At 66.0% G+C, this 23,399-nt stretch carries 25 protein-coding genes and 1 tRNA gene; 10 read left to right on the plus strand and 16 right to left on the minus strand.

Going from position 1 to position 23,399, the window contains the following annotated elements; translation table 11 throughout:
* Positions 1–19: 19 nt before the first annotated feature.
* Positions 20–241, plus strand: a complete 222-nt coding sequence (locus AC1RJ5_RS15510) for a hypothetical protein (protein WP_493114212.1) — start codon at positions 20–22, stop codon at positions 239–241.
* Positions 242–365: 124 nt separating this feature from the next.
* Positions 366–929 (plus strand): DUF6894 family protein, encoded by a 564-nt coding sequence (locus AC1RJ5_RS15515; protein ID WP_493114214.1) that lies wholly within the window; start codon positions 366–368, stop codon positions 927–929.
* Positions 930–987: 58 nt separating this feature from the next.
* Here AC1RJ5_RS15515 and AC1RJ5_RS15520 read toward each other — a convergent pair whose 3' ends face one another.
* The 5 genes from AC1RJ5_RS15520 to AC1RJ5_RS15540 all read right to left on the minus strand — a co-directional run bounded on the left by AC1RJ5_RS15520 (position 988) and on the right by AC1RJ5_RS15540 (position 5,422).
* Complete coding sequence (locus AC1RJ5_RS15520) at positions 988–1,746, minus strand: Crp/Fnr family transcriptional regulator (protein WP_493114216.1); 759 nt, start codon at positions 1,744–1,746, stop codon at positions 988–990.
* Between the two features lie 159 nt (positions 1,747–1,905).
* Positions 1,906–2,679, minus strand: coding sequence for a hypothetical protein (locus tag AC1RJ5_RS15525; RefSeq protein ID WP_493114218.1), 774 nt, complete (start codon positions 2,677–2,679; stop codon positions 1,906–1,908).
* Between the two features lie 84 nt (positions 2,680–2,763).
* A complete protein-coding gene (locus AC1RJ5_RS15530) occupies positions 2,764–3,522 on the minus strand; it encodes a DUF1376 domain-containing protein (protein WP_493114220.1) in 759 nt (252 codons plus the stop codon).
* Positions 3,522–4,871: a replicative DNA helicase gene (locus AC1RJ5_RS15535; protein WP_493114222.1), complete on the minus strand. Its 1,350-nt coding sequence runs from the start codon at positions 4,869–4,871 to the stop codon at positions 3,522–3,524. Before AC1RJ5_RS15535 ends, AC1RJ5_RS15530 begins: the two co-directional genes overlap by 1 nt.
* Before the next feature lie 83 nt (positions 4,872–4,954).
* Positions 4,955–5,422 carry a hypothetical protein gene (locus AC1RJ5_RS15540; RefSeq protein WP_493114224.1) on the minus strand — a complete coding sequence of 156 codons (468 nt, stop codon included), beginning with the start codon at positions 5,420–5,422 and terminating at the stop codon, positions 4,955–4,957.
* A gap of 44 nt (positions 5,423–5,466) precedes the next feature.
* Here AC1RJ5_RS15540 and AC1RJ5_RS15545 point away from each other — a divergent pair, with 44 nt between their 5' ends.
* Complete coding sequence (locus AC1RJ5_RS15545; protein ID WP_493114226.1) at positions 5,467–5,673, plus strand: hypothetical protein; 207 nt, start codon at positions 5,467–5,469, stop codon at positions 5,671–5,673.
* A gap of 17 nt (positions 5,674–5,690) precedes the next feature.
* On the opposite strand, the gene AC1RJ5_RS15550 is transcribed toward AC1RJ5_RS15545, so the two are convergent.
* Positions 5,691–5,915 (minus strand): carph-isopro domain-containing protein, encoded by a 225-nt coding sequence (locus AC1RJ5_RS15550; RefSeq protein ID WP_493114228.1) that lies wholly within the window; start codon positions 5,913–5,915, stop codon positions 5,691–5,693.
* Between the two features lie 39 nt (positions 5,916–5,954).
* Between AC1RJ5_RS15550 and AC1RJ5_RS15555 the strand changes: the two genes are divergently transcribed.
* From AC1RJ5_RS15555 to AC1RJ5_RS15585, 7 genes are all read left to right on the plus strand, one after another.
* On the plus strand, positions 5,955–6,704 hold the full coding sequence (locus tag AC1RJ5_RS15555; RefSeq protein WP_493114230.1) for a hypothetical protein: 750 nt from the start codon (positions 5,955–5,957) through the stop codon (positions 6,702–6,704).
* Positions 6,705–6,824: 120 nt separating this feature from the next.
* The gene (locus AC1RJ5_RS15560) at positions 6,825–8,033 is read left to right on the plus strand and encodes a DUF6551 family protein (protein WP_493114231.1); all 1,209 of its coding nucleotides are present in this window, start codon (positions 6,825–6,827) and stop codon (positions 8,031–8,033) included.
* Positions 8,033–9,268 (plus strand): helicase HerA domain-containing protein, encoded by a 1,236-nt coding sequence (locus AC1RJ5_RS15565; protein WP_493114232.1) that lies wholly within the window; start codon positions 8,033–8,035, stop codon positions 9,266–9,268. The genes AC1RJ5_RS15560 and AC1RJ5_RS15565 overlap by 1 nt, the downstream gene beginning before the upstream one ends.
* A gap of 119 nt (positions 9,269–9,387) precedes the next feature.
* On the plus strand, positions 9,388–9,777 hold the full coding sequence (locus tag AC1RJ5_RS15570; RefSeq protein WP_493114234.1) for a hypothetical protein: 390 nt from the start codon (positions 9,388–9,390) through the stop codon (positions 9,775–9,777).
* Entirely contained in the window at positions 9,774–9,974 is a 201-nt protein-coding gene (locus AC1RJ5_RS15575) for a hypothetical protein (RefSeq protein ID WP_493114236.1), read from the plus strand. Before AC1RJ5_RS15570 ends, AC1RJ5_RS15575 begins: the two co-directional genes overlap by 4 nt.
* 590 nt (positions 9,975–10,564) lie before the next feature.
* Positions 10,565–11,815, plus strand: coding sequence for a tyrosine-type recombinase/integrase (locus AC1RJ5_RS15580; protein WP_493114238.1), 1,251 nt, complete (start codon positions 10,565–10,567; stop codon positions 11,813–11,815).
* Positions 11,806–11,881 (plus strand) — tRNA-Val (locus AC1RJ5_RS15585). The genes AC1RJ5_RS15580 and AC1RJ5_RS15585 overlap by 10 nt, the downstream gene beginning before the upstream one ends.
* A gap of 28 nt (positions 11,882–11,909) precedes the next feature.
* Here the strand turns inward: AC1RJ5_RS15585 and AC1RJ5_RS15590 are convergent.
* From AC1RJ5_RS15590 to AC1RJ5_RS15635, 10 genes are all read right to left on the minus strand, one after another.
* The gene (locus AC1RJ5_RS15590; RefSeq protein WP_493114240.1) at positions 11,910–13,292 is read right to left on the minus strand and encodes a hypothetical protein; all 1,383 of its coding nucleotides are present in this window, start codon (positions 13,290–13,292) and stop codon (positions 11,910–11,912) included.
* Between the two features lie 3 nt (positions 13,293–13,295).
* On the minus strand, positions 13,296–14,234 hold the full coding sequence (locus AC1RJ5_RS15595) for a hypothetical protein (RefSeq protein ID WP_342248587.1): 939 nt from the start codon (positions 14,232–14,234) through the stop codon (positions 13,296–13,298).
* A gap of 3 nt (positions 14,235–14,237) precedes the next feature.
* The gene (locus tag AC1RJ5_RS15600) at positions 14,238–15,506 is read right to left on the minus strand and encodes a hypothetical protein (RefSeq protein WP_269573142.1); all 1,269 of its coding nucleotides are present in this window, start codon (positions 15,504–15,506) and stop codon (positions 14,238–14,240) included.
* A 3-nt stretch (positions 15,507–15,509) separates the two neighbouring features.
* On the minus strand, positions 15,510–16,808 hold the full coding sequence (locus AC1RJ5_RS15605) for a hypothetical protein (RefSeq protein WP_493114243.1): 1,299 nt from the start codon (positions 16,806–16,808) through the stop codon (positions 15,510–15,512).
* A 44-nt stretch (positions 16,809–16,852) separates the two neighbouring features.
* Positions 16,853–17,905 (minus strand): hypothetical protein, encoded by a 1,053-nt coding sequence (locus AC1RJ5_RS15610; protein WP_269573140.1) that lies wholly within the window; start codon positions 17,903–17,905, stop codon positions 16,853–16,855.
* A gap of 24 nt (positions 17,906–17,929) precedes the next feature.
* Complete coding sequence (locus AC1RJ5_RS15615; RefSeq protein WP_493114245.1) at positions 17,930–19,681, minus strand: hypothetical protein; 1,752 nt, start codon at positions 19,679–19,681, stop codon at positions 17,930–17,932.
* Between the two features lie 72 nt (positions 19,682–19,753).
* Complete coding sequence (locus AC1RJ5_RS15620; protein WP_342248582.1) at positions 19,754–21,229, minus strand: S8 family peptidase; 1,476 nt, start codon at positions 21,227–21,229, stop codon at positions 19,754–19,756.
* Entirely contained in the window at positions 21,226–22,035 is an 810-nt protein-coding gene (locus AC1RJ5_RS15625) for a hypothetical protein (RefSeq protein ID WP_342248581.1), read from the minus strand. Before AC1RJ5_RS15625 ends, AC1RJ5_RS15620 begins: the two co-directional genes overlap by 4 nt.
* Positions 22,032–22,289, minus strand: a complete 258-nt coding sequence (locus AC1RJ5_RS15630) for a hypothetical protein (RefSeq protein ID WP_184163927.1) — start codon at positions 22,287–22,289, stop codon at positions 22,032–22,034. Before AC1RJ5_RS15630 ends, AC1RJ5_RS15625 begins: the two co-directional genes overlap by 4 nt.
* Positions 22,286–23,398, minus strand: coding sequence for a hypothetical protein (locus AC1RJ5_RS15635; protein ID WP_493114248.1), 1,113 nt, complete (start codon positions 23,396–23,398; stop codon positions 22,286–22,288). Before AC1RJ5_RS15635 ends, AC1RJ5_RS15630 begins: the two co-directional genes overlap by 4 nt.
* Position 23,399 lies beyond the last annotated feature (1 nt).

Below are 23,399 nucleotides of genomic sequence, written 5' to 3' on the forward strand. Positions count from 1 at the left end.
CCCTCCGACGGAGCCACCAATGAGCGAGCAACGCATCGAAGAGGTCTGGAACGAGATCATGCAGCAGGCCGCTGGGGAGAAGGACCTTGAACTCGAGGCGGCGGTGCTAGGTATAGCCCTGACGATTGCGTCGGCCGAGTTCGACGATCCCGAGACGCGCGAACTGCTGATCAGGGGAGCGGCCATCGTCTGGCGTCACACTGAGCGCTTCAAAGCCGGCGAAGCGCCCCTGATGAACTGAGGTGAGGATCGCACCCCACATGTTCCACCCTTGTGCCTAGTGGCACGTCGGCATTTGGAACCCATCGCCATCGTGGTATTTATTGCGGGCGTATTTCCCTTCGAACCATGCTGCGGCTATCTCGATGGACAACTCTCTCCCTCTGACCCTTCGCACTCTTGCTCGACTCGATCCCCCCCTGCGCACGAACCAGCGCCTAGAGTTCCTCCTCAGTTCTTGCCGCCATATCGAACAGACGATCGCGGCTCAGCACGACGCGGGCGAAGCCGTGTTACGCACCCACTGGATCGAAGCTTCCGACGGCGTCGTCGATGCGTTGGCCAATGCCGGACCGTCCGAGCCTAGGTGGAACTCCGTTCCGTGGCCTTGCGGACTGCCTTTGCCCGACGAAAACGGCGATCGTGCATGCCAGCGAGAAAACCTCGGGCGGGTGACCGGTGCTATGTACTATTTCGACGGATTCGAAGGCGGGCTGGAGTTCATAGACGAAGAGGGGCGGCACCTGCCGGACCTCGTATGCGCACGCAACACGGCGTTGAATGCAATTCGCGATATCCTGGCAGAGCAAGTCCGCAGAGGGCATCTCTCCCTTGATGGAAGATTGCGGATCCGGGACGCATCAGGCGCGTGCCTCCTGGAGGTCGGCTATGCGGAAGCGCTCACGCTCGGAAATAAGCTTACCATCTAGCTGAGCGCCGCCGCACTGCGCACGGTGAACGGCTCATCAGCCGTGGAAAGCGCTATTTCTATTCCGACATCACGAGCGGCAATTGATCGTTGCTAACCGGCCGTACGTCGAGATATTCGGGTCGAAAATGGCCCGCCTTCGCCAGGTCCTGCCAGCTGGGAATATTTGCCACCTTGCCAGCCACAATTAGAAGACCCTCGTCGCGTAAGGCTTTCAATACCCTGTTGACGTGTACGGCCGTAAGGCCAGTGATGTCAGCGAGCTGCTCCTGAGTGAGTGGCATATGGAACGAGAGGCCTATGCCTCGTGCGCGAGCTCCTAAGCGCAGCGCGAGTTCGCAAAATAGGTGCGCCAGGCGCGCCTTTGCATCTCGTCTCCCGATATTGATAAGCCATCGGATCACGATCTCGGAATCGATAGCAGCCTCTAGCCAGAACGCCTCTGTGATTGCCGGGAACCGCGCAGCGAGCTGCACGATACTCGTTATTGGTACCCGGGCCAGGGTGGTGGGCGTTAGCGCCACATGCGCGGATCGCGATACCGGTTGCACCACAGAACGAGGATTGGCCGCTTCACCAGGAAAATGAAGAGCGGTTATTTGACGAGCGCCGTGGCATGTAAGGTCACTGCGCGCGGCGACGCCATCAAGGATAACATCCACGTATTCAGCTGTCGCACCCGCGTCTATGAAGTCTTGATTTTGAGACACATGACGGATGACGGGGGTCAGGCTGAAGAGGGCCTCGGCCTCCTCATCTGTCAAGTTCGCGCGTGCTGATAAGCGCTCGATAAAAGCCTCTATCGGCGATTGAAACACTCAGTCCTCCGACGGAATGATTTTGGCCGCCTAACACAGGTGAGACCCAATAGTTCCCCCCGCCCTGGTGCCGTCGCCGGGCAGGGTGAACGCGAACGCTCGGGGACTTGCTCCTCGAGAGCTGAAAGGCCGCCTTCCACCCGGACGGGCGTGAGGTCCTCACGCGGCACGTTCCCGGATGATCTGCGCGATCTCGCTCCATTCGCGAAAGTGCCCGCTTTCGTTGAGAAACGCGGAATCCACAGCAGCTTTTTCCGGGAGCGTCATCTCAGGCAGGTGCGCATTCGCTTCCGGATCCTGATCAAGCGGCGAAGGCGCGCGGAGCAGTTCCGCGGTGCTGCTGGACAGAATGCGCACCGCCGCGACCAGGCGCTTGAGACCAAGCAGGAACTCCTGGCGGATGGTCTCGCGGTGCCGGCCTGACTTGGGCACGATCTTCTCGACGAACGCCGCCTTGCCGCCCTTCCGCTTTCCCGTGGGCTGTTGGATCCAGCTCTGCTTGCGGCTGCCCCAGCGAGCAATAGCCAGGTCCGAATAGCTCAGGTCCTCGATCGCGACGCTGCGGACCGTATCAGCGACGGTGCCCATGGCCTGCTCCAGGCGCTCGAGCGTCCGCGCAGCGCCGATCCCGATCGGCATGTGCTGGTCGATCCCGCGCGGGAGCGGCGCGGAGGCGCCGCCGCCGCGGCCCTGCACGTCCAGGGCGCAGCGTGTCAGTGACTTCTCGGTCTCCTCGAACCGAGCGCGATAGAAGCGGAGCGCACGCAGCGCCTCGCCGTCGATGCCCGAGCGTTGATCCTTGGCGAGGGTCTCGAAAAGCGGTTCGCGGCGATAGGCCTTGCCGATGTTGATCGTCACGCCGTTGGCGGCTTTGTCTATCACGTCACCGAGCTGGTAGATGCTATGCCGCCGCTGCTCGGGCGTCGGCCCCATACGCTCCAGTGCGACCGCCCTAGGCGGCACGCTTGCCGCGACACTAGCTAGCATTCTCCGCCCGGCTTTCCCGTTCCCGCTCACTCAGTGAGTCCTCTTCGCAATGGATTTGAGATGTTCGCTCTCGCGGAGCCAGGCGTCGTGGTAATCGCGCACTCCTCCGTCCAGGTATCTGAACCCGCTGATAGCGTTGCCGCGACCGCGTTCCCGGGCGGCGACGGCCTTCGCGCCTTCGACGATGTGCCAGTCGAAGTTGAAGCCGGCATCCAGCCACCCGCGCATCACGTCCCGGTCGGCCGGGCCGACGGGCCGGGTCAGCCCGATGATATCGGCCACGGCACGACATCGCAGCTCGAACTCGCTCGGCGTCCTCGGCGCGCGCGCGGTTCTAGATACTGACTTATCTTCTATTCTTTCTGGTATCTGGTATCTGGTATGGCTTGAGCCCGGCTTAAGCCGGGCTTGGTCACTTTCGTTGTTTTCATTGGCGTTTTTGGTGATCTCGGCACTTTTTCGACCGCCGTTCGATCCGTTTTCAGCGTGTTTTCGGCTCGTTTTCAGCTGATTTTCGATCTCTTTTTCCGCGCGAGAATTGGTGATCTCGCCCTTGTCGGTGACCTGGATTTTGCCCTTGGCGATCAAGTCGTCGCGCAAGCTGCGCCACTTCCGAACGGTGCATCCCATATACCCGGCGATCAGGCGCTCGTTGTCCGGGATCGGGCCGCCGCGATCGTAGATCATGTCGAGGAGCGTCTGGTACGCGCCGCGCTCTTCCAAGGTGAGCGACATGAAGCCCGCCAGGGCATCGCTGTGGTAGCGTTTGTGATAGTGGCGCGCGCTCATTACCGCCCCCAGTCGAGTGACCGAACCGCCTGGTAGGCGGCGAGATACTGGCAGGTCGCGTTGCCGACGCGACCGTTGCGACGCTTCGCGAGGATCAGGGTCATAAGGCCCGCTGCATCGCTCTTCGCGCGCTCGTGAAGGTCCTCATTGCCGGCCTTGGGCTTGGCTCGATCAAGGTAATATTCCTCTCGATAGAGAAACAGCACGGCGTCGGCGTCCTGCTCGATCTGGCCGCTGTCGCGGAGGTCGGAGAGCTGGGGGCGCTTGTCCTCGCGCTGCTCCACGGCGCGGCTCAATTGGGCCAGCGCAATCACCGCAACCTCTAGCTCCTTCGCCAATGCCTTGAGGCCGCGACTGATCTGCGACACCGCCTCGTAAGCGGATGCGCCCGGATTGTCGGCGTGGAGTAACTGTAGGTAATCGACGATGACCACCTCGAGTTTTCCCCCCTTCGCCGCCATCTGGCGCTTCGCGCGCCGGACCGACAGCGACAGGCGCGCGAGCGTTGCCGCACTGAAGTCGCGGATGCGTACCGGCAGGGCGCGGAACTCGTCGCGCGCAGTCCGCAGCTGCCGGAACTGCTCATCGGTCACGTCGCCGTTCACGATCGCCTTGAACGGGACCCATTGGCCGATGCCCCGACAGCAAAGGTCGGAGACCATGCGCATGCCAAGTTCCTCGCTGCGCATCTCAAGGCTGAAGAACTGGACGCCGTGCCCACGGCTGCCGTAGCCGGTGGCCAGGCTGCACGCCAAGGCGGTCTTACCCATGCCGGGGCGCGCACCGACGATGATAAGTTGCCCGGGCTCGACACCGCCGAGAAGGTCGTCGAGATCCGCGATGCCCGATGTGGCGCCGATACAGCCATCGTTCGCTTGGATCTGTTCGATGCGGTCCAGGGCGCGGCCGATGCTCGTATAGAGCGTATCATCGGTGCTGGCCTCGCGCTTCTCGATCGATGCGACCAGGGCGGCATCGACATCATCGACCAGCTGCGAGACCGAGCGATCCGGATCGGAAGCGGTACCTATGATCTCGCGTGCGGTATCGACGAGGCGCCGGCGGGCCGCCCGTTCCGTGATGACGGCGGCTTGATCCTTAGCCCTCACCAGCATGAACGCGGCGGCGGATCCGCCGGTAAGTTGGGCGAGCATCGCCGTGCCGCCTGAGTCTTCCCATGCCACGTCCTGCTCGAGGAGCGGCTTCAGGGTGATCGGGTTCGCCTGCTGCCCTGCGGCGACGAGCTCGCACACGCGACCGTAGACCCTGCCGAGGTAGGGCACCGAAAAGTCTTCGGCGCGGAGGATGTCCGCGACCTGATCGACGCGACGGTTGTCGGAGAGTAGCATTGCCAGCATTCCCAGCTCACCATCTTCTGTGAGGAGTTCGGGTGGGTACTCGGGGACCGCGGTGGGCGCTTTTGGTCCGGCCATCAGTCGGCGCCGCGCTCGCTGGCGATCATCTCGAGCCACACCGCTGTGAGCGTATGGACGCGGCGGATTAGGGCTTCATGCGGGACGAGCTCGTGAGCCTCGGTCAGATTGTCCGCCTCGACCTCGATGATCGCGGGAAGGAGGGAGGCGAGGGTGAGGGCGGCCTTCTCGTCGCTGGTGCAATACGCGCCCGACTCAGCCCATTTGCCGCCAACCAGGCTGAGCAGAGGATCTGCGAAACGCCCACCCCATTCGTGGCAGCCGGCGAGGAAGGTCGGAAGATCGATCGCCGCGGCCGTGTTCGCGTAGGCAGCGGCGCGGTCCTCGGACTTGCCGAGGGCGCGGCCGATGTCGGCCCAGGTCGCACCGTCTTCCGTCTTGATCGCGGTGAGGATCGCATTCTGCGTATCGACCGCGCCTGACGCGGTTAGCGTGCGCCTGCGCCCGTGGAAGTGCGGTGCGTTCACAGCGTACCTCCGGCAGCATGGCGAGAGACAAGAAATCGAGGGCGATGGGCTACATGACGCTGAGCGCAATCGGGGTTTCGCTCGGTGCGATCATCGACGCGTTGCGCGCAGCGAACGTGCCGAACGACGTGACGCACTACTTCCTCGATCGATTGGAGGACGGGTTTGAGGAGGTGCTCCGAGGCGAGGCGCAGGCGATTATGCTCGGGCTGGTGCTCGTGCTGCGCGGGGGCATTCCGGACAATGATTGAGCGACGCTCTCGCTTGCTCAGCATGGGTCGAGGTGCTCCTCATCAAGTCCGATCAATGCTGCTGGGCTGATTTCAATTCCGGAGTCTCGAGCGCAAAGGTAGACTTGCGTCAGGTGTCGCGCGGGGATGCAGCGCCGCTTAGACCAGCCTTGCACGGTCGTATGGCTTGCGTGGCCTAGGGCTCGCGCCATAGGACGTATTCCGCCGAACAGGCCAACAATTGACTGAGCATCCATACGCATAATGTACGCATTGCGTTTACGTGGTCAACGGGGTAAATGATGAGCGAAGGCGCAGAGACGTTGGGGGCGGCCTTGGGAAGGCTGAAGGAGCGAAGCGGTTTGTCACTCGCTCGTTTGGCAAGCTTGGCTAATTACGGCTCGGCGTCTGCTATCCAGCGCTTCTTTGAGCCAACCTACGATCCGAAGAAGCCAAATATTGAAACCGGTCGGCGCCTAGCGATGGCTCTGACGGGTAGGGGCGCGCCGCGCATTGAGGCGGAAGAGGTGTTATCGCTTTTTGGCGATTCGGTCGACGTTCTCAAGGAATCTCATGCAGTAGTTGCCGCGGTTGCTGAGCGCGGAAATAGTACTATTCCACTTACCAATACCCAGCGTTTGGCGGAGCGGATTGAAGCGCAAAGTGGTGGCAGTATCGAGTGCTTTACCCGAAGCTGGAATGCGCGCGCCATACCTACGCCAGATCACCTCCGTCACTTAAGCTTGTTTGGATTTTATTGCCCAGTCACTAATTTGTGGCCTAAAATCGAAGCTGGTGAATTCGTGGTATTCAAGGGGCAAGAGCCACCTAAATCCGGTGATTATATCCTGGGAGCTCTGGTCGAAGGAAATCCGCCGGGGTCGATTCACATTGTTGCTCGGCTGCAGAAGATTGTGGGGGATCATGTCTATGTTGAGCAATTTAATCCCCAAAGTGAATTGGTCTTCGCGCTTACTGACTTCCAATACTTGCTGCCTTTGGCGACGGTGCAGGAGTTGCTCCCGGCCGTAGTTTTCTCAGATGGGGGTTGATATGCGTATACGCAATGCGTACAAGGGTGCATCACCCACTTCCTGAGAGAGAGGGTGATCCGTAGGACACGAGGCCGAGGCTTCGATCTTTCTGCGGTAACCCTTGCAGGAGGTAGGCTCATGGCCACCAGCTTTGCTTCGATCGACCAAAGGAATCCCGCACCTCATAGCCACGCGTCGGCCCCGCCCGCCGCCCCATCGCGGATATGGATCTACGTACCGGGCAAGGATGTGCCCGACTGGATCGCGGAGCGCATGACGACGGGCGAATTCGATGCCGATAGCAAGTTCGAATTCGAGGCTTCCGATGGGCCAGTCACCGTCAGGCCGGGGTTCGCGGTTTTCGAGTTCGCCGACCGGGTGTTCGCGTGCCCGCCGAAAGAAGTGCAAGAGAAGCTTACGAGCGCAGTGGGCGCGGAGAATCAGGTCGTCGTTCAGCTCGTGCAGCGAGGTGAGAACGAGCGCGAGCGTCGCGCGTTGCAGCACAAGGCGGGGCGCCAGGCTCCTGCCGCTAAGACGTCTGGACAGAAACCGCTCAAGCTCAAGCCGATGATCGGCCAGCCTCCCAGCCCGCAGTTCTGGGGCGTGGACGATCTCCATGTGGACGACACCTATCAGCGGTCGATCGAGGGAGGCGCTTCGCAGAAGCTCATCACCAAGATCGCGGAGAATTGGGATTGGCGCCTCTGCCTCCCGCTTCTTGTATCGCGTCGTGACGGCAAGCTCTTCGTCATCGACGGCCAGCACCGCCTGGAGGCCGCTCGGCTGCGCGGCGACATCGTTCACATGCCGATCGTCGTGTTCGACTTCAACGATCCCCGCGCTGAGGCGGAGTTGTTCGTAGCCGCGAACCGAAGCCGCCGGGCGATGAGCAAGCTCGACGATTTTCATGCGGCGATTGTGGCCGGCGATCCCAAAGCTACCGCTGTGCATGATGTCGTGACCGAGGCCGGCCTGACGGTAGGCCGCATCCAGGCTTGGCAGTATTGGAAGCCGGGCGAGGTTGTGTTCGTGACCGCGATCCAGCGAGCGCTTCATAGCCAGGGCAAGGGCACGGTTGCCCGCGCTCTCGGGATCATCGCGCGCGCGTTCGATGGGCTGGTGCTGACTGGCGTGGGCTCGGTGTTCGAAGGGCTCTGCACCATGATCCGCGAGCGCGAGGCCGCCGGCAGTCCGATCAATGACGCATTGATGGAGACGGTACTCGCCGAGGTCGGCATCCCCGGCTGGAAGGAGGCAGTCGACGGCGCCGAAAGTGGCCAGGAACGCATGGAGCGGATGCTTCGCGCAATGGCCGACGCCTACAGCGAAGCGGAGGGCGAAGAGTGATGCACCTCCAGAGCGAAACCGAAAAGATGCTCGCCCATGCGCTTTACAGTGCGGGGCAGACCGACCGCGAGATCGCGGATGCCTCCCACACCAGCGTTAACAACGTCGTCTGGTGGCGCAAGGAGCAAGGCCTGCCCGAGAACCAGTCGGCAGAGGCCAAGGTCCGCGCCGATGAGGCGCGCTATTCTTCACCCGTTCGGCGCGAAGCCCCCCGTCGCGCCGGATCAGCCGCGGCTTCCGTTGCCTCTCCCTCTCCGGTGACGGAGCCGCGGCTGATTACCCCTCAGGAAGCACAGAGGGCATTTGTCGCGCCGGTCGAGCCCGTCGGCGATAATGCCATCGAGATCGGAACCAGCGCCGGCGCGAAGGTCTTCGTCGATCTGGAGGAGTTGCTGACCACCCGCCTGTTGATCCAGGGCAACAGCGGAAGCGGCAAGACGCACCTCTTGCGTCGCCTTCTCGAGGAATGCGCGGGGATCGTTCAGCAGCTGATTATCGATCCGGAGGGGGACTTCGTCAGCTTTGGCGACGTGTTCGGTCACACAGTTATCGAGGCCAAGGACACACCTGCCGCACGCATCGCAAAGATCGGCGCGAAGGCGCGCTCCTTGCGCGGCTCGGTCGTGCTGAGCCTCGAAGGTATGGAGATCGAACAACAGATGGAAGCGGCGACCGCTTTCCTCAATGCGCTGTTCGATGCCGGTCCTGAGCATTGGCATCCAGCGATCGTCGCGGTGGATGAGGCACACCTGTTCGCGCCGACTGGCGACAATGGCGAGGACAGGGAGACCCGGAAGCTCAGTCAGCAAGCGATGGCGAACCTGATGTGCCGAGGGCGTAAACGCGGTCTGGCCGGCATAATCGCCACTCAGCGACTGTCCAAGCTGCACAAGTCCGTTGCCGCAGAAGCCAGCAACTACCTTATGGGGCGGACCTTCCTCGACATCGACATCGCCCGCGTCGCCGAATCACTCGGCCTCCGGGGTCACGACACCGAGCAGGTCCGAAATCTCGTTCGCGGCGATTTCCTTGGCCTCGGTCCGGCGATCGCGAGGCGTACTCTCAAGGTCAGCGTCGGCCCGGTTCAGACGCAGGGCAAGGCGGGTATCGAGAAGGGCATCACGCCGCTGCCGATGCTCAAGCCAGAGGAAATGCGAAGCGCGCTGTTGGCGGAAGACGATGACGAGTCAGAAGTCGATGCGGTCGTCGTTCCTTTTGCTGCGAGGTCAAAGTGATGGGTCAGCGTCAATGGACTGGCACGAACGCCGGCTGCACCACGAAGGTGGCGCCAGAAGTGTTGGCTCTAATGATCGAACTTCTACCGACGATCAGTAGCCTCCGCGATCTATGCGCAGTGACGGGTCTGCGCTTGGACGTGGTGCGGCGTGAGACCGCGCCATTCCTCGCGATCATGAAGCTGAATGGGACGCACCCGCAATGCGGCTGCGGCAAGGACCGGTTCCACCCCTACGGCTGCGCGGACAGCTACGCCAAGGGATGGCCGAGCGATTGCCTGCCTGGGCACACACGGGCTGAATCTGCCGTCTTGCTCGAGCGTCGCCGTCAGGTCGTTCAGATGCTCGTGGCGGGCGACCGCTTCTGCGACATCGACCGCAGCTTCGGCATGTCGAAGGGTGGAGCACGAAGCTACCTCCGCTTCCTCGATTCCGACCAGCTCACCGAACGGGCGCGACGCCAAGCCTCTCTCAACACCACCGAACAGCCATGGAGAAAAGCAGCATGATCCGCACGCAGGTCGTCAACGGCCCGTTCTGCGTCAGCAAGGCCGAACCCGCCCGGCCGCGTCGTCAACACGGCACGTTCGAAGCGGCGGAGGCTGAAGCTCGCCGGCTCATCCTCGCGAACCCTGGCGATTCGTTCGTCATCGCCCAGGAAGTCGCGAGGGTCGAGGCCTCGCCTTGCGAAAGGCAGGCTGCGTGAGCCGCTCGACCTGCGAGCACTTTCTCAGCCGGGGCGCGATTTGCGCCTCGGCTGTTCTCCCGCCCGCCAAGGCGGGCATGCACCGCAGCGCCTACCGTCACTATCCACACTGCAGGTCCGTGAACGGCCTACGCGCTCGCCGGGAAGGAGGGATTCCATGTTAGACGAACGAACCTGCGCCAGCTGCGCTTGGTGGCAGCGATCGGCGCCGAAGCTCGCCAACGCCACGCGCGACCCATCCGCTGCCAGCGATGTTGGCATCTGCCACCTGCGGGCTCCCGTGGTTATACAGGTCAATGCCGCCTTTCCGGTGTCGCTCTATCCCGAGACCCACGAAAGCAGATTCTGCGGGGATTGGAGCGACCCTTCGGACGGTCCAGGCGGCGGTGAGCGGAAGGTCCTCCCGTTCAAGCCGCGGGATGCTGCGTGATGGAAGGGCTACCCGGCCTTGCCAGCCTCAATCGCAAATACAAGCGCGCCCTTCGCAACGAAACCGGCGCGAAGTTCAGCCGTGATGAGCTGCGTGCCCTCGCTGATGCGGGTGTGCTCGACATTCTGCAGCGCGCCGAGAGCGAGGAGCTAAAGGCCAAATGGGCCGCGAAACTTCCCCATACATCGTCGGAGACTTCTGGCTCGACAAGCGTCGCGACGGGCGATCTCCCGACATCTGGCAGATCGCCAGTTACGACCCCAACACTCGATCGATCTGCTATCGCAGCACTCGCCGCACGAGCCTAGAAGACGCGAAGGGGGTCATCCACGCGCACGTTGAGGCGATCCGCGCCAGGAGCGAGCAGCCGGCCGACCAGGCGAAGGTGATCCCCCTGCTGTTCCTGTACTGGGATGAGCACGGCAAGCATGTGGTCTCGCCCGACCAGATCGCCAGCTCGCTCCGGCGGTTCATCGCCTTTCTCATGCAGGACGAAGTCACCGCCAATGCAACGGTCGCAGATCTCAAGCCGCAGGCGTTCGCGCGGTTTGTCCGGTGGGTCATGGGCCCGCACAGCTGGGACGTGCCTTGGGGCGAGAAGGATTACAAAGGCACCTCTAAGGGCGTCAACGGCGAGAGCGCGAACCGCTTCCTCGACGATGTTCGGGCCTCACTGGGCCATCATGCCACCGAAGGGCGCCTCCCGTACAAGCCGGTCGTGCCGCCGGTGAAGGCGGAACTGCGGTCCGCGGCGCGCGACCGCGTGCTGACGATGGAGGAGCTCGGCGCGATCGTCGGGTTCACGCGCGAAGACGTGGCCACCCACCGCTGGGTGCTGCTGATGCTGATGAGCGCAGTGCGGCCCGAGGCCGGCAACGCATTTGATCCGCGCAAGCAATGGCACAAGGATCTGCAGGTGGTCGACCTGCATCCGCCGGCATGGCCACGGACGAAGAAGCACAACCCCGTCGTACCGGTGATCGGCGATATGATCCCCGTGCTCGAGGCGTGGGCGAAGGAGAAGCCCGCGCCGGTCAACTCGCGGAAGACCGCCTGGCGCACAATGCGCCGCGCGCTGGGCCTCGGCGACGACGTGATCCCGAAAACAATTCGCCACACGGTCGCCACCCGCCTGCGCACGATGCGCGTGCCGGGCGATGAAGTCGAGACGCTGCTCGGCCACCGCGTGCTGAAACGCACAACAGCTGTTTACGCGAAGTACGATCCGGCTTATCTGGCCCGCACGCGGGAGGCGCTGGCCACCATCTTCGCCGAAGTCATGGCCGAAGCCGACCGCTGGAGTGCGGGCCACTTGCGGGCCAAGATGGGAAATCGTTCCATCATGGTTCTCAAGCGAGGTACTCCGGAAGCGGCGGATTTCCTCGCCTCCAAGAAGGGTCCGGGCGCTTAGCTCAGTTGGTAGAGCATCTCGTTTACACCGAGAGGGTCGGCGGTTCGAGCCCGTCAGCGCCCACCATCCCCCGATATCGCAGCCGATGCGCGGTTCAATGTACCGGCGCGGGAGCAGTGCCCGAGCCTGTGGTGACCGGGGGCGTGGCGGTGCCTGTTGCAGTTCCTGAGCCGCTGCCGGTTCCCGATCCGCTCGTCGGCGGCGGTGCGGTGCCGGACGCCGGCGGGGGTGGCGTCGAGGTGCCGCCGCCTGTGGTTCCGGTTCCGCGTGGCGTAATCGGCGCGAGCGCGGGCGGCGTCACTGTCTGGGAGGGGGCGAGGCTCGATGCCCCGCCCGTGGGCGCCGGTGTCGGCGGGTTGGCGGCGCCATTGGCGGTGATGCGGGCGCGATCGGTCTCCGCCGCGATGGCCGCCTCGCGTTCCGGATTGAGCGTGTTGAGCCGCAGCCGCTCCACGGTGTTCTGCGAGGCGATCCGGTCGAGCGGCACCTGATCGGTGCGGAAATGCAGTTCCACCGAACTGTCGAGATCGGCCGAGACATTGGTGCTCTCGTTGGTGGTGACATCGTCGGTGCGGACATAGCCGATCGTCGAATTGACCGATGCCGATGCGCTCCAGAAGCCGAACCCGCCCGAAGCGCTCGCGCCCACCGTGGTTCGCGTGTCGAAGCCGCTGTGCTCCTGCTCGCGCGCGGCGGATTGCGCATCGATGTGGAAGCGCATCGAGGCGGCGATGCGGCCCGAATCGATCACGATCCGCTGCATGCCCATCTGCACCATCGTCGCCAGCATCTGCTGGCGGTTGCGCGCCAGGCTGCTGCGCACGAACGGGATCAGCTGCTGGGCATCGGTGCCGGGGATCGCGGTGTCGGGCTCGAGGTTGAGGGCTGCGCGCACCGCATCGACTGTGGGCGGGGCGCCGACCGGGATCAGGCGGACCGGATCGGGGGTGTCCTCGGGATCGGGGATGTCGCGGGGGTCGGGGGCTTCGGGTTCCTCGATGCGAAAACTCTGGGGGAACTGGTCGGCGAGCCAGCGCTTGGCGGGATCGTCGCTTGAGCCGCCGGTGGAGGCGAAGCCGTCCAGGGACTGGGAGACGCCGCGGACCAGCTCGATATATTGCTGGAGCTGCTGCTGGTTGGTGTCGACCATCGCGCGGAAGATTCCGTTGACCAGTTCCGCGACGAATCGCGGGAAGCTGATGGCCCGCAAAACGGCGTGGGTGGTACCCGCCACGCCGGCTACCGCGGTGCCGGAATAATGTTCGCCGGCGCTCATTCCGGCGGCGACTGCCGGCCCCCCTTTTCTCGGCGCTGCCTCGGCTTCGAAGAGCTGGGCGGCATGGGCTATCCGCACCAGCGCGTTCGCGATTTCGCGCTGGTCGGCGGTGGGGAGGGATTCGAAACCCTCGGCGCCGACCAGCGAATCGCGGACCGCGCCGCGGACTTCCGGCGGTGGATTGGCCAGCGCCACCGCCATCGTTCAGCTCCCCAGGTCGCGCCAGCTGGGGCTCGCACCAGCAGCGGGAGGACCGCCATTCTGACCGCGGACGATCGACAGCGTCTCATCGACCCAGTCGACTGCCGAATCGACCACCGGATCATTGGGCTGGACCAGGGCCCCGCCCGCCGTCTCGATCGTATCGACATGCTCGGCCAGCCAGGCGAGCACCGCCATCCCGGCACGGCCTCGCCGGAGCAGGGTAAGCGTCGGCCGCGGCGTGCGGCGGAACTTGCGATCGATCGCCCCCACCGCATCCCAGAGCGTCCGCGCATGCAGCAGCGTGCGCACCTGCCCGTTATTTAGGATCGCGATCGCCTGAGACAATGTGTCGAGGATCTGGCGGGCGAGCATCAGCACCATGCCGCTAGCCGCGCCCGAGACATTCTCGGCGACCTGGATCACCGCCTGGCGCGCGCGCCCCTGGCTGCCGCCGTCCGCCGCCTTCATGATCGAATCGCACAGATTGAGCAGCAGCTCCTCGAACTCGCCATTGGCCCGCGCACTGGCATCCTCCGGACCCGTCGGCGCCCCGAACAGCCGGCCGAACAGCGACAGCCGCTCGGCCTCGTTCGGCCGCTCGTCGCGGCTCTGCCAGAAGCGCTCGACCGCCGGCGCGGCATCGCCGATCTCGCCGTCGAGCGCGCCGGTGCGCATCAGCCGGGTGAAGTCGTCCGCCGCCTGGATCAGCCCCGCCATCTCCAATGTCGAGGCGAGATAGAGGCTGGCGATCGCGCGGATCTGCGTCGCATCGGCGCGGGCGGCCGGCGGCAGCTCGATATCGCCGAGCTCGGCGAGCATCGTCGCATGGGCATGGGCCGCGAGCAGCAGCCGCTCGGCATCGTCCACCGCGCGGACCAGGCCGAGCGGCACCGAAGTCTCGGCTTCGAGCGCCAGGGCAAGGGCATTGGTGTGCAGCATCGCTCAGGGTCCTGCCGGGGCGGGGGTGGGCGTGGGCGCCGCGGCGCCGGGCGCGGGCGGGCGTGCGGCACCGCCGCGCGGCGGCGGCGGGATCGAATTGCCCTGGATCGCGCCGATCATCTCGGGCGTCGCCATCTTCTCGAGCGGCAGATAGTCCGACTTGAAGTTGACCCGCACCTCGCCCTGCATCTTGGCGGCAAGCTCGAGCTGCGACTCGCTCGTCTCGTTGACGGCGGTGCTCACGGTGGCGACATGCGACTGCTCGTTGACGTTCACCGAGCCGCCGCCAAAGCCGAGGAAGCTGCCGCCGAACGCGCTGACATTGCGGTTGCGGCTCGACTGGCGGTCATAGGCCGAGGCGCGATAGTCGCGCTTGGCCTGGTCGGTCGCCCGCATGTCGAACTTCACCTTGGCGGTGATCGAGCCGTCGGTCACCACGATCCGGTTGATCCCCAGCATCACCATCGAGGCAAGCAGCTGCTGGCGCGACTTGGCCATGACGATGCGCGCGGCGTTGACGAAGCCGATCTCGGCCTCCTCCTCGCTCAGGTCCGACGGAGCCGGGCCGCTCATGCCGAGCGTCGCGTGGATTTCGCTCAGCGCGGCTTCCTCGTCCTCCCCGGTGACGCGCAGCTTCGACTTGCCGCTGTCCTCGTCGACATCGAGCGCGAGCAGGTCGGGGAAGCGATCGACCATGTAATCGCGGCCCTGACCCATGCCGATATTCTCGGCCATATACTCCTCCGCGGTCTTGGCGACGGCGGAGATCAGCTCGGCATAGGCGCGCATCTGCTCGATCGTGGTCTCGACGATCGACTTGAAGACATTGTTGATGAGCCCGCCAACAAATGCAGGAAAATCAACATTATGGACGAGATTCGTGAACTGTTCCGTCCCCTGCGCGGCGGCACCGGCGACGAAGTCCTTGCCCGCGAAGCCGGGAGACTTGGAGAGGTTCTGGCGGGTCTGCTCATTGGCATCGGCCAGCCCGCGCGCCGGCGCGGCCATCGCACCTGCCGCGGGTGGCGGGGCCCCCAGCGCCGTGTCCTCGACCACTCCGGCGGGATCATCGATATAGGCAAGCACCTTGACCATGTCGTTGGCGAGCTTGGCCTGTTCGAGGCTGCTCAGCATCGCGAAGGCCGGGATGCCGGTGAGCATCGCCTGCACCTTGGGGCGGACCCGGGCGATCGCGGCGGGCGTCATGCCGCCAGGGCCGCCGTACAGCGCCGGTGCCTGCGGATCGGGCTCGGAGGCGAGGGCCTGTGCCATGGCTCAGGCGTGCGCCGGTGCGGGCGCCGGCGTGGCGGCGGGCGCGGGCGCCGCCGGGGCCGGTCCCGGCGTATATTGCGGCTTGTTGTGATCGACCGGCTTGGAGCGCATCTGGATCGCCGCGATCATCTCCGGCGTCGCCATCTTCTCGAGCGGGAGATAGTCCGACTTGAAGTTGACATCGACCAGGCCGGCCAGGCTGGCCTTGGCGCTGATCTGGTCGGTGCTCTGGTCGCTTGCCACCGCCTGGGCGGTCATCACCGGCTTCTGCGAATATTTGTATTTGCCCTTGGTGTAGTAATCGGAATCGTAGTTGCCGCTGTAGCTCGACTTCCCGCTCTGATAGCTGCCGCTGTAATCGCCCTTGCTGGTGCCGCCGCGCTCGCTCTCGCCTTCGCCGTCGGTGGTGACGGCGAGGTTGCCCGAGGCGTCGCGGGCATAGTCGCGGGCCATGGCGGTGCGCGACAGGGTGCGCTGGCTCGACGCGTTGAAGTCGTAGAGGATCTTCGCCTGGATCTTGCCGTTGGTGACGACGATGCGCGACAGCCCCATCATCACCATGGTGGCGAGCAGCTGCTGGCGCGACGTGGCGATCTGGCCGCGCGCCGCCTTGATCAGCGTTTCCTGCACCTCGGGATCGGTGACGTCGATCGAATCGATTTCCTTGTCGGCATGGCTGCCCAGCGTGTCGCGGACGCGCTGGAGCCCGGCATCGAGATCGGCGCCGTCCTTGACCCGCAGCTGCGCGGCGCCGCCGCCGGAGAAAGCATCGGCGCCGATATCGAACAGATCGGGGAACTGCTCGCAGAGCTGGTCCTTGCCGTCATCCGAGGTGGTGTTGTCGTCGCGGAACTGGTTGAGCGACTTGGACACGTCGGAGACCATCTTCGAATAGGCCTCCATCTGCTGGATGTTCGAGGTGATGATGGAGTTGAAGACTCCGTCGATAAGCCCCGAAACAAACTCGACAAAATTCACTTGCCGCATGAATTCGCCGGCGGCCTGGGCGCCCGCCATCAGCGATCCGGCGGAGAATTCCTCCTTGCCGATATCGTCGACCGCCTGCTTGTTCGATTCCCACTGGCTCTTTTCCGCCATCGGCTGCGCGGTGACCGACTGGGTGCCGGCCTCGGCCTGGCCGACCAGCGCATCGGCGATCATCGCGGTGTCGCGCGCCACCTGCATCTGCGTGTCCGGTGGCAGCTGGTGGAAGGACGGGGTGGCGGCGAGCATCTCGCGCACCTTGGCGCGCACCTCGGGCCGGGGCGTCGCCTCCGGGGCGACAATAGCGGGAGCGTTCATCTCTTCGATCCTCGACTGGCCGGCCGGAGCCGGCACATCCTGTCTCAGGCAGCGGCGGGCATCGGCGCGCCGACCAGCGACGCCGCCGGGCTGATCTCGAACTCCACCGGGCGGAGATAGAGCTTCACCTTGGGCGGGCCGCTTGGGCCGATGCGGATGCCCAGGATGGTGAAGCGCCCGGGCCAGACATCGTCGGCCGGGGTGAAGGCTTCGAGGAAGCGCTCGAGCGCCGCCAGCTCGCGCGGCCGCTCGCGCAGGTTCATCGTCAGCAGCTGGAGGAAGTTGGGCGGCACGTCCGGGATCGCATCGAGCATGATCTGCAGGTCGAGCTCGACGCCCTGCGGACTGCGCCCGAACGCGACCAAGGCCGCGCCGTCGGGCACGTCGAAGCGCCCGCCGAGCGCGACGCCGACGATCTGCAGGATGCTGCCCAGCCGCTCGCCCAGGCCAAGCTCGTCGAGCATCGGCCGCATGTCGGTGATGCGGAAGCGGTTGGTGAGCAGGAAGGTCACCCATTGGCTGCCATAGTCGCGGCCGGCCACCAGCGTGGTGAACACCGGGCGCAGGCCGGGCATCGCCGCCATCGCCTGGCCGATCAGCCGGGCGAGCGCGGGATTGACCTCGTTCATCGGATTGCCGTTGCCGCCCTCATAGGTGACGGTGGCGCTTTCCAGCCCGCCCTGATCGAAGCTCGATCCGAAAAAGGCGCCGTAGCGCAGGCCGCCGGCGCGCGTGAGGCCGCGCTGGCTCTCGCTCGCGCCGTCGAACCAGTGCAGCGCCTCGCGGCCGAAATTGTCGCCGACCAGCCGCCGCATCTCGCGGCTGGCCATGTCGCGCCGCTCGCAGCCCGACGCCTCGGGACCGAGCGGCTCCATGTGGAAGGCGAGCGCGCGGCTCTGGTTCGATCCGAACACCGGCTCGATCGGCGCGGAGCCCGGGACCAGCGCATTGGCGGCATAGCGCGGATCGCCCATCGGCAGATCGAAGCTGTCCTCGAGCATGCGCCCGACGAAGCTCAGGGGGTTGGCGGTGCGCAAGGTGCGCGAGGCGCTGAACAGCCGCCCCTTCACCTGCGTGCTCAGTGGCTCATAGCCCATGGCGATGCTCCTTCCGCCCGGGGGTCAATAGCCATAGCCGTTGCGGGCATGGCCGTTGGATTGCGCCGACTGGGCATAGCCCATGCCCATGCCGAGCCCGGCGCTGTCGAGCAGGTCGCGCGCGATCGACGGGATCTGGATCGGCCGGCTCGTCATGTTCGGGGCTTCGCGCGGCTGCGACATCTGCTCGATGCGGCCTTCGTCCATCGCCGAATCGGCGAGCCACATCTCGCAGGCATTGACCAGGTCATAGTCGTTCGGGTGCGACACCGCCGACTGGCCGCGCGGCCGGGTGGGCGGATTGCTGACCACGCCGAGATCGATCATCGGCGAAGTGGGATCGCGCAGCCGGTCGTTGTTGTTGGCGATCCAGCTGCTGATGATCGCGCCGCTGGTGGCCAGCATCCGGTATTTGGAGCTGTTGCGCGCGCCGCCGAGCTCGGTCTGGGCGACCTGGTCGATCACGCCCCACATGTCCTTCTGCCCGATGGCGAGGAGCAGTTCCTTGTCCTGGAGCAGGCTGATCATGTCGTTGATCTGCTTCTGCAGGTCGGCGGCGGCATAGAAGGCCATGCCATAGCCGTGCAGCGACATGTTGGTGGCCAGGTCGCGCGCGGCCTTCTTCACCTGCTGCTGATTGACCGCCATCGGCGTCGCGGCGCGGATCAGCGCATCGACCCGGGCCTCGCGCACCAGGGTGGAGACCGAGGAGACGAAGCGCAGCCACAGGTCCTGGAACTCGACATTGACCTTCACGCCGGGCTGGCCGGTCGGCAGGCCGAGCATCATCGCGTAGAAGCCCTGGCGCTCGCTCTCGCTCATCCGGTTCGGCGCCTCGCGCCAGTAATTGTAGAGCTGGGTGCCGGCCGGTCCCTTGATCAGCGCGAGGTCGCCGCGCTGCGACATCTCGACCAGCTTGTCGACCACCTGGAAGGCCTTCAGCTCCTCGAAGGCCGAGGCGAAGATGAACGAGCCCATCAGCTTGCAATGGCTGGCGACGACTTCGAAGGCGGTGGTCGCCTCGAGATCGGGCAGGTCGATCAGCACGTCGTGCATCGCCTGGTCGTCGCCGAGCGCCTGGACCCTGTCGAACTGGTCCTCGACCAACCGCTTGAGGTTGACGTCATGGGCAGTGACGCCGCGACCGACCAGCCCCTCGAACACCTTGGCATATTCGGCGCTGGAGACGCCGGGCTCCTTGCGGTCGCCCTGGATGTTCACCGCGGCGCCGACCTGCTTGAGGGTCCGCTCGGCCAGCTCGATGCGGCCGGCGATGCGGCCGACGGCGCGGAACAGGCCCTCGCCGAACTCGGCGGTGTTGGGATCCTCGGGATCGGGCTGCGGGGTCTTGCCCGAGACGACCAGCCGGGGCAGCGCGGTGCCGTTATACTGGAGCAGGCCGAGGATCAGGCCGACCCGGGCGACTTCGGCGTCGCGCTCGGCCTCGGTGGCCTTGTCGCCCGCCATCTCGGGGAATTGCAGCACGCCCTGCTCATGCTCGACGGCGCGCGGGCGCAGGCCGCTCTCGGCGGACTTGAGCGCGGCGCGGGCGGTGGCGAAGAGCGGGTCGAAGTAGAATTTGCCCTTGTCGCTGTCGATCAGCGCCTTGAGCTCGCGGACGCGGGCGAGCTCGGCGGCGTCGGTCTGGCTGAGCTGGCCCAGCTTGGCGAGGCGCGCGGTGAGGTTGTCAAAGCTGCTGGTGATCGCTTCGCGGGCGGCCTTTTCACGGGCGGCGATATCGACGAAGCGGATGGTCGGGATCAGGATGTCGGCCATTTGCAGGGTTCCTTTCGAAAATCTTGGTCCATCTCGGGGAGGGCGCGGGGCGCCTAGGGAGCGGGGCGGGCTCTAGCCGTCATCGGCGCCTCCCAATTCGGTGGTGTCGTCGGCGTCGATCGCGCGATCGAGCAGTTCGAGCGCGCGGGCGGCGTCCAGGATGCCGGCGCCATTGCCGGCGGCGAGATCGGGGCGGTGCGGCTGGGCGCTGGCGACCAGGAGCTTCTTGATCGTCTCGGGGTCGATCGCGGCGGCGCGCTCCTGGGCGCGGGCGACGAGCAAGGCGGCGGCGCCGGCGACGAAGGGGGCGGCGAAGCTGGTGCCGGTGGCGCGCTGATAGCCGTCGAGGTCGGCGGTGCGGATGTTCACACCGGGGGCGCAGAGCGCGACATGGTCGCCGCTGGTCGAGAAGCCGGCCATGCGGCGATCGGCATCGACGGCGCCGACCGCGACGACCTGGGGGAAGGCGGCGGGCCAGTAGACGCGCTTGTCGCCGCTGTTGCCCGAGGCCGCGACCAGGGTGCAGCCGCGCTCGGTGGCATAGGCGACGGCTTCGCTGTGCGGCTTGGGCATGCCGGGCTCGATCGCCTCGTCATCGGTGCCGAAGCTGCAGTTGATGACGTGCGCGCCGAGCTGGGCGGCCATGACCAGCCCCATGTCGAGGTCGCTGATCGCGCCGATGCCGACGGGCTTGTGGTCGGGCGGCTGGGCGGCGCCGAGCGAGCGGATCGGCAGCAGGCGGCAGGCGCCGGCGAGGCCGGGCGGGATGCCGGCGCCGCTGCCGCCGATGATCGCGGCGCAGGCGGTGCCGTGCCCGACATAACGGTCGGTCGGGTCGGTATCGGCGCCGCGATTGTCGCCGAGCAGCTTGATGCCGGTGGCGAGCTGGCCCTCGCTGAGCTGGACGGTGTCATAGCCGCGGCGCAGCCGGTCGCCGGTATCGAGCGCCTGGCTGGAGAATTCGGGGTGGCGCAGGTTGATGCCGCTGTCGACCACCGCGACGATCACCCCGCCATCGCCGGCGCAATAGGACAAGGCGCGCCGGGCATTGACCATGTCGCGCGGGTCCCAGCCGGCATTGTCGTCGTCCTCGTCGCGGCGGGGGTGCCGGTCGGGACCGTCGAGGCCGATCGTGCAGAGGTAATTGGGCATGGCGGACTCGACGATGTCGAGCTGCATCAGCGACACCGCGAGCGAGCCGATATGGGTGTCGGGCTCGACGTCGAAGCGGAGCACCCGGGCGATGCCGCTGATCTCCTCGGCCTCGCTATAGCCCCGGTTGCGCGCGCCGATCGTGTGGAGCGCCTGGGCGGCGGCGTGGAGGCGCGAGACACGGACCGTGCCGCCGAAGGACTTCACCACGCGGTCGAGGATCTGGTGCTGCGTCGTCTCGGCGGGCGTCGCGGCCTTGCGGCGGATGTCGAGCGCGGCGGGGATGCCGGCGGGCACTTCGCCGAGCTTCAGCCGGACGAGCAGGCTGCCCGGCGCGGCATAGGCGCCGGCGCGGTGCGCCCAGGGCTGGACGAGGCGGCCGAGCCGGGCGGTCATGGCTGGGCTCCGTCGAAGCCGTTGACCGGCGTCGCGGGCAAGGGCCGGCGCGGCTGCTGGTCGAACCACAATTCGGTCGGCGCACGGGGATCGTGCGTCAGGCTCATCTGCCCGGCGAGCTGGTCGTGATCGGGCGCCAGGACGAGCTCATTGTCATGCGCCTGGACGACATTGACCGGCCGGCCGGCGATCATCACCTGGGGCGGCATCCCGCCGCGCAGCAGGTTGCGGCCCTTGACCCGCAGCCGCTGGCGCAGCTCGTCGGTCTGGTCGCCCGCATCGGTGCCGTCGCGGCTGACATCGTCGACCATCGGGCGCGAGGCGCGGGCGAGCACCTGCTCGAGCTTGTCAGGCGCGAGGCGGGTGATCCGGCCGACCGAGCCCGAGATGCCGCGCCGCTCCATCTCGTTGAGCTTCTCGACGGTGCGCACGCCGATCCCCTCGAGCCGGCGGCGCTCGGCGGGATCGAACTCGTCGCCCAGCGCCGAAAGCGGCACTTCGTTCTTGTCGTCGATCGACATGGGGACCGCATTCTCCTCGATCATCGGCTTGGTGATCGCGGTGAAGACGAGATGGAGGACGGTCGGGTCCTTGTCGCTCGGTCCGGCCGGACGGATGCGCAGCTCGCCCTGGTTGAGCTCGAGATGCGCCTTCAAATCCATCGAGATGTCGCGGATCGCGAAGGTGAGCGGCAGCCGGTCGTTCTGCGCCTTCAGCGTCATGCGCGCCTGGGCCGTATCGAGCTGCGACTGCACCGCCTGGATGAAGTCCTCGAGCGCCACCGCTTCGCCGGTATCGCCGTTCATTGCACCTCCTCCACCGGCAGCGTGCCGATGTTGAGCGAGAGGCGGCCGACCGGCCGGTCGAACCAGGTGCGGGTGCGCGTGCGCGGGACATCGGCGCGGACCATCGGCCCGGTGGGACCGGCCTCGACCGTCGCCTCGATCGGCAGGTCGAACGCGACGCTGGTCGCGCGCAGCCCCGCCGCCGGCAGCGCGGTGACGCCGTCGAGCAATTCGCCGATCAGGTCCTCGAGCGGGCGGCGGGCGGCGTCGGTCATGCAGCACCTCCGGGCGGAACCGGCAGCGGCGCGGGCGAGGCGGGTGCCGCCGGCGATGCAGGCGCGGCGACGGCGGGGACCGGGGCGGGCAGGGCGGCGGGGGCCGGCGCCCGTGCCGGCATCTGGGCCGGGCGCGCGGCGCGTTCGAGCAACGTGCGCCGGGCATCGTCGACGAACCGGTCGAGCGGCAGCGTCTCGCTGGCGAAGTTGATCTTCACTTCGCCGAACAGCTCGGCATTGAGCTGGCTGTCGGTCTGGGCGTTGACCCCGACGGTCGACACCTTGGTGACCGGCGCCTGATAGGAGGTGCTGCCGCGCGTCGACCAGCTGCCCGACGGCGTGGTGTTGCCGGGATCGTCGCTCACCGCATAATCGACCGCGGTCTTGTCGGACGCCGCGGCGCGGAAGCGCAGCCGGGCGGTGATCGAGCCGTCCTTCACGACGATCCGGTTCATGCCCATCATCACCAGCGTCGCCAGCGTCTGCATCCGGTCTCCGGCGAGCCGGTCGCGCGCGGCGGGGACGAGCTGCTCCTCGATCAGCTCGGAGGTCAGCTCCTGCCCGCCAAGACCATAGTCGGAGAGCCAGGTCGGCGAGTTGCTCTCCCCGGAATCGCCGCCAGCGCTGCCACTGCCCCCGCGCGGCACCAGCGTGCCTTCGCTCTCGCCGCGCGCCAGCCCGATATCGCCGGGATATTGCGCCATCAGCCAGTCGCGCGCCTGGTTGGCGGTGACATTCTCGTCGCGGAACTGGGAGAGCGGCTTGGAGATCGCGGCGACCAGATCGGCATAGCTGTCCATCTGGCGGATCGATGAATCGACCATCGCATCCCAGGTTCCATGAATCAGCGAAGCCACAAAATCGGGAAAGTTCAGTTCATCCGAAAGTGCGCCGGCACGCCGGCCGATCGTCTCGGTGGCGGGCGGCGCCTTGCCGCCCGACGCACCCGAGCCGGCACCCGGCGCGGTCAGCTCGTCCTGCTGGGCAGGCTGTTGCTGCGCGCCCTCACTGCCCCAGAACGAGCCCGCCATCGCGTGCGAGGGCACGGCATGGCTCGCCTGGCGCGAGGTGGCCGCCGGGGGCGGCGGAAGGTAGCGATCACCCGACATG

Source organism: Sphingomonas sp. GW822-FHT03G08, assembly GCF_058801135.1.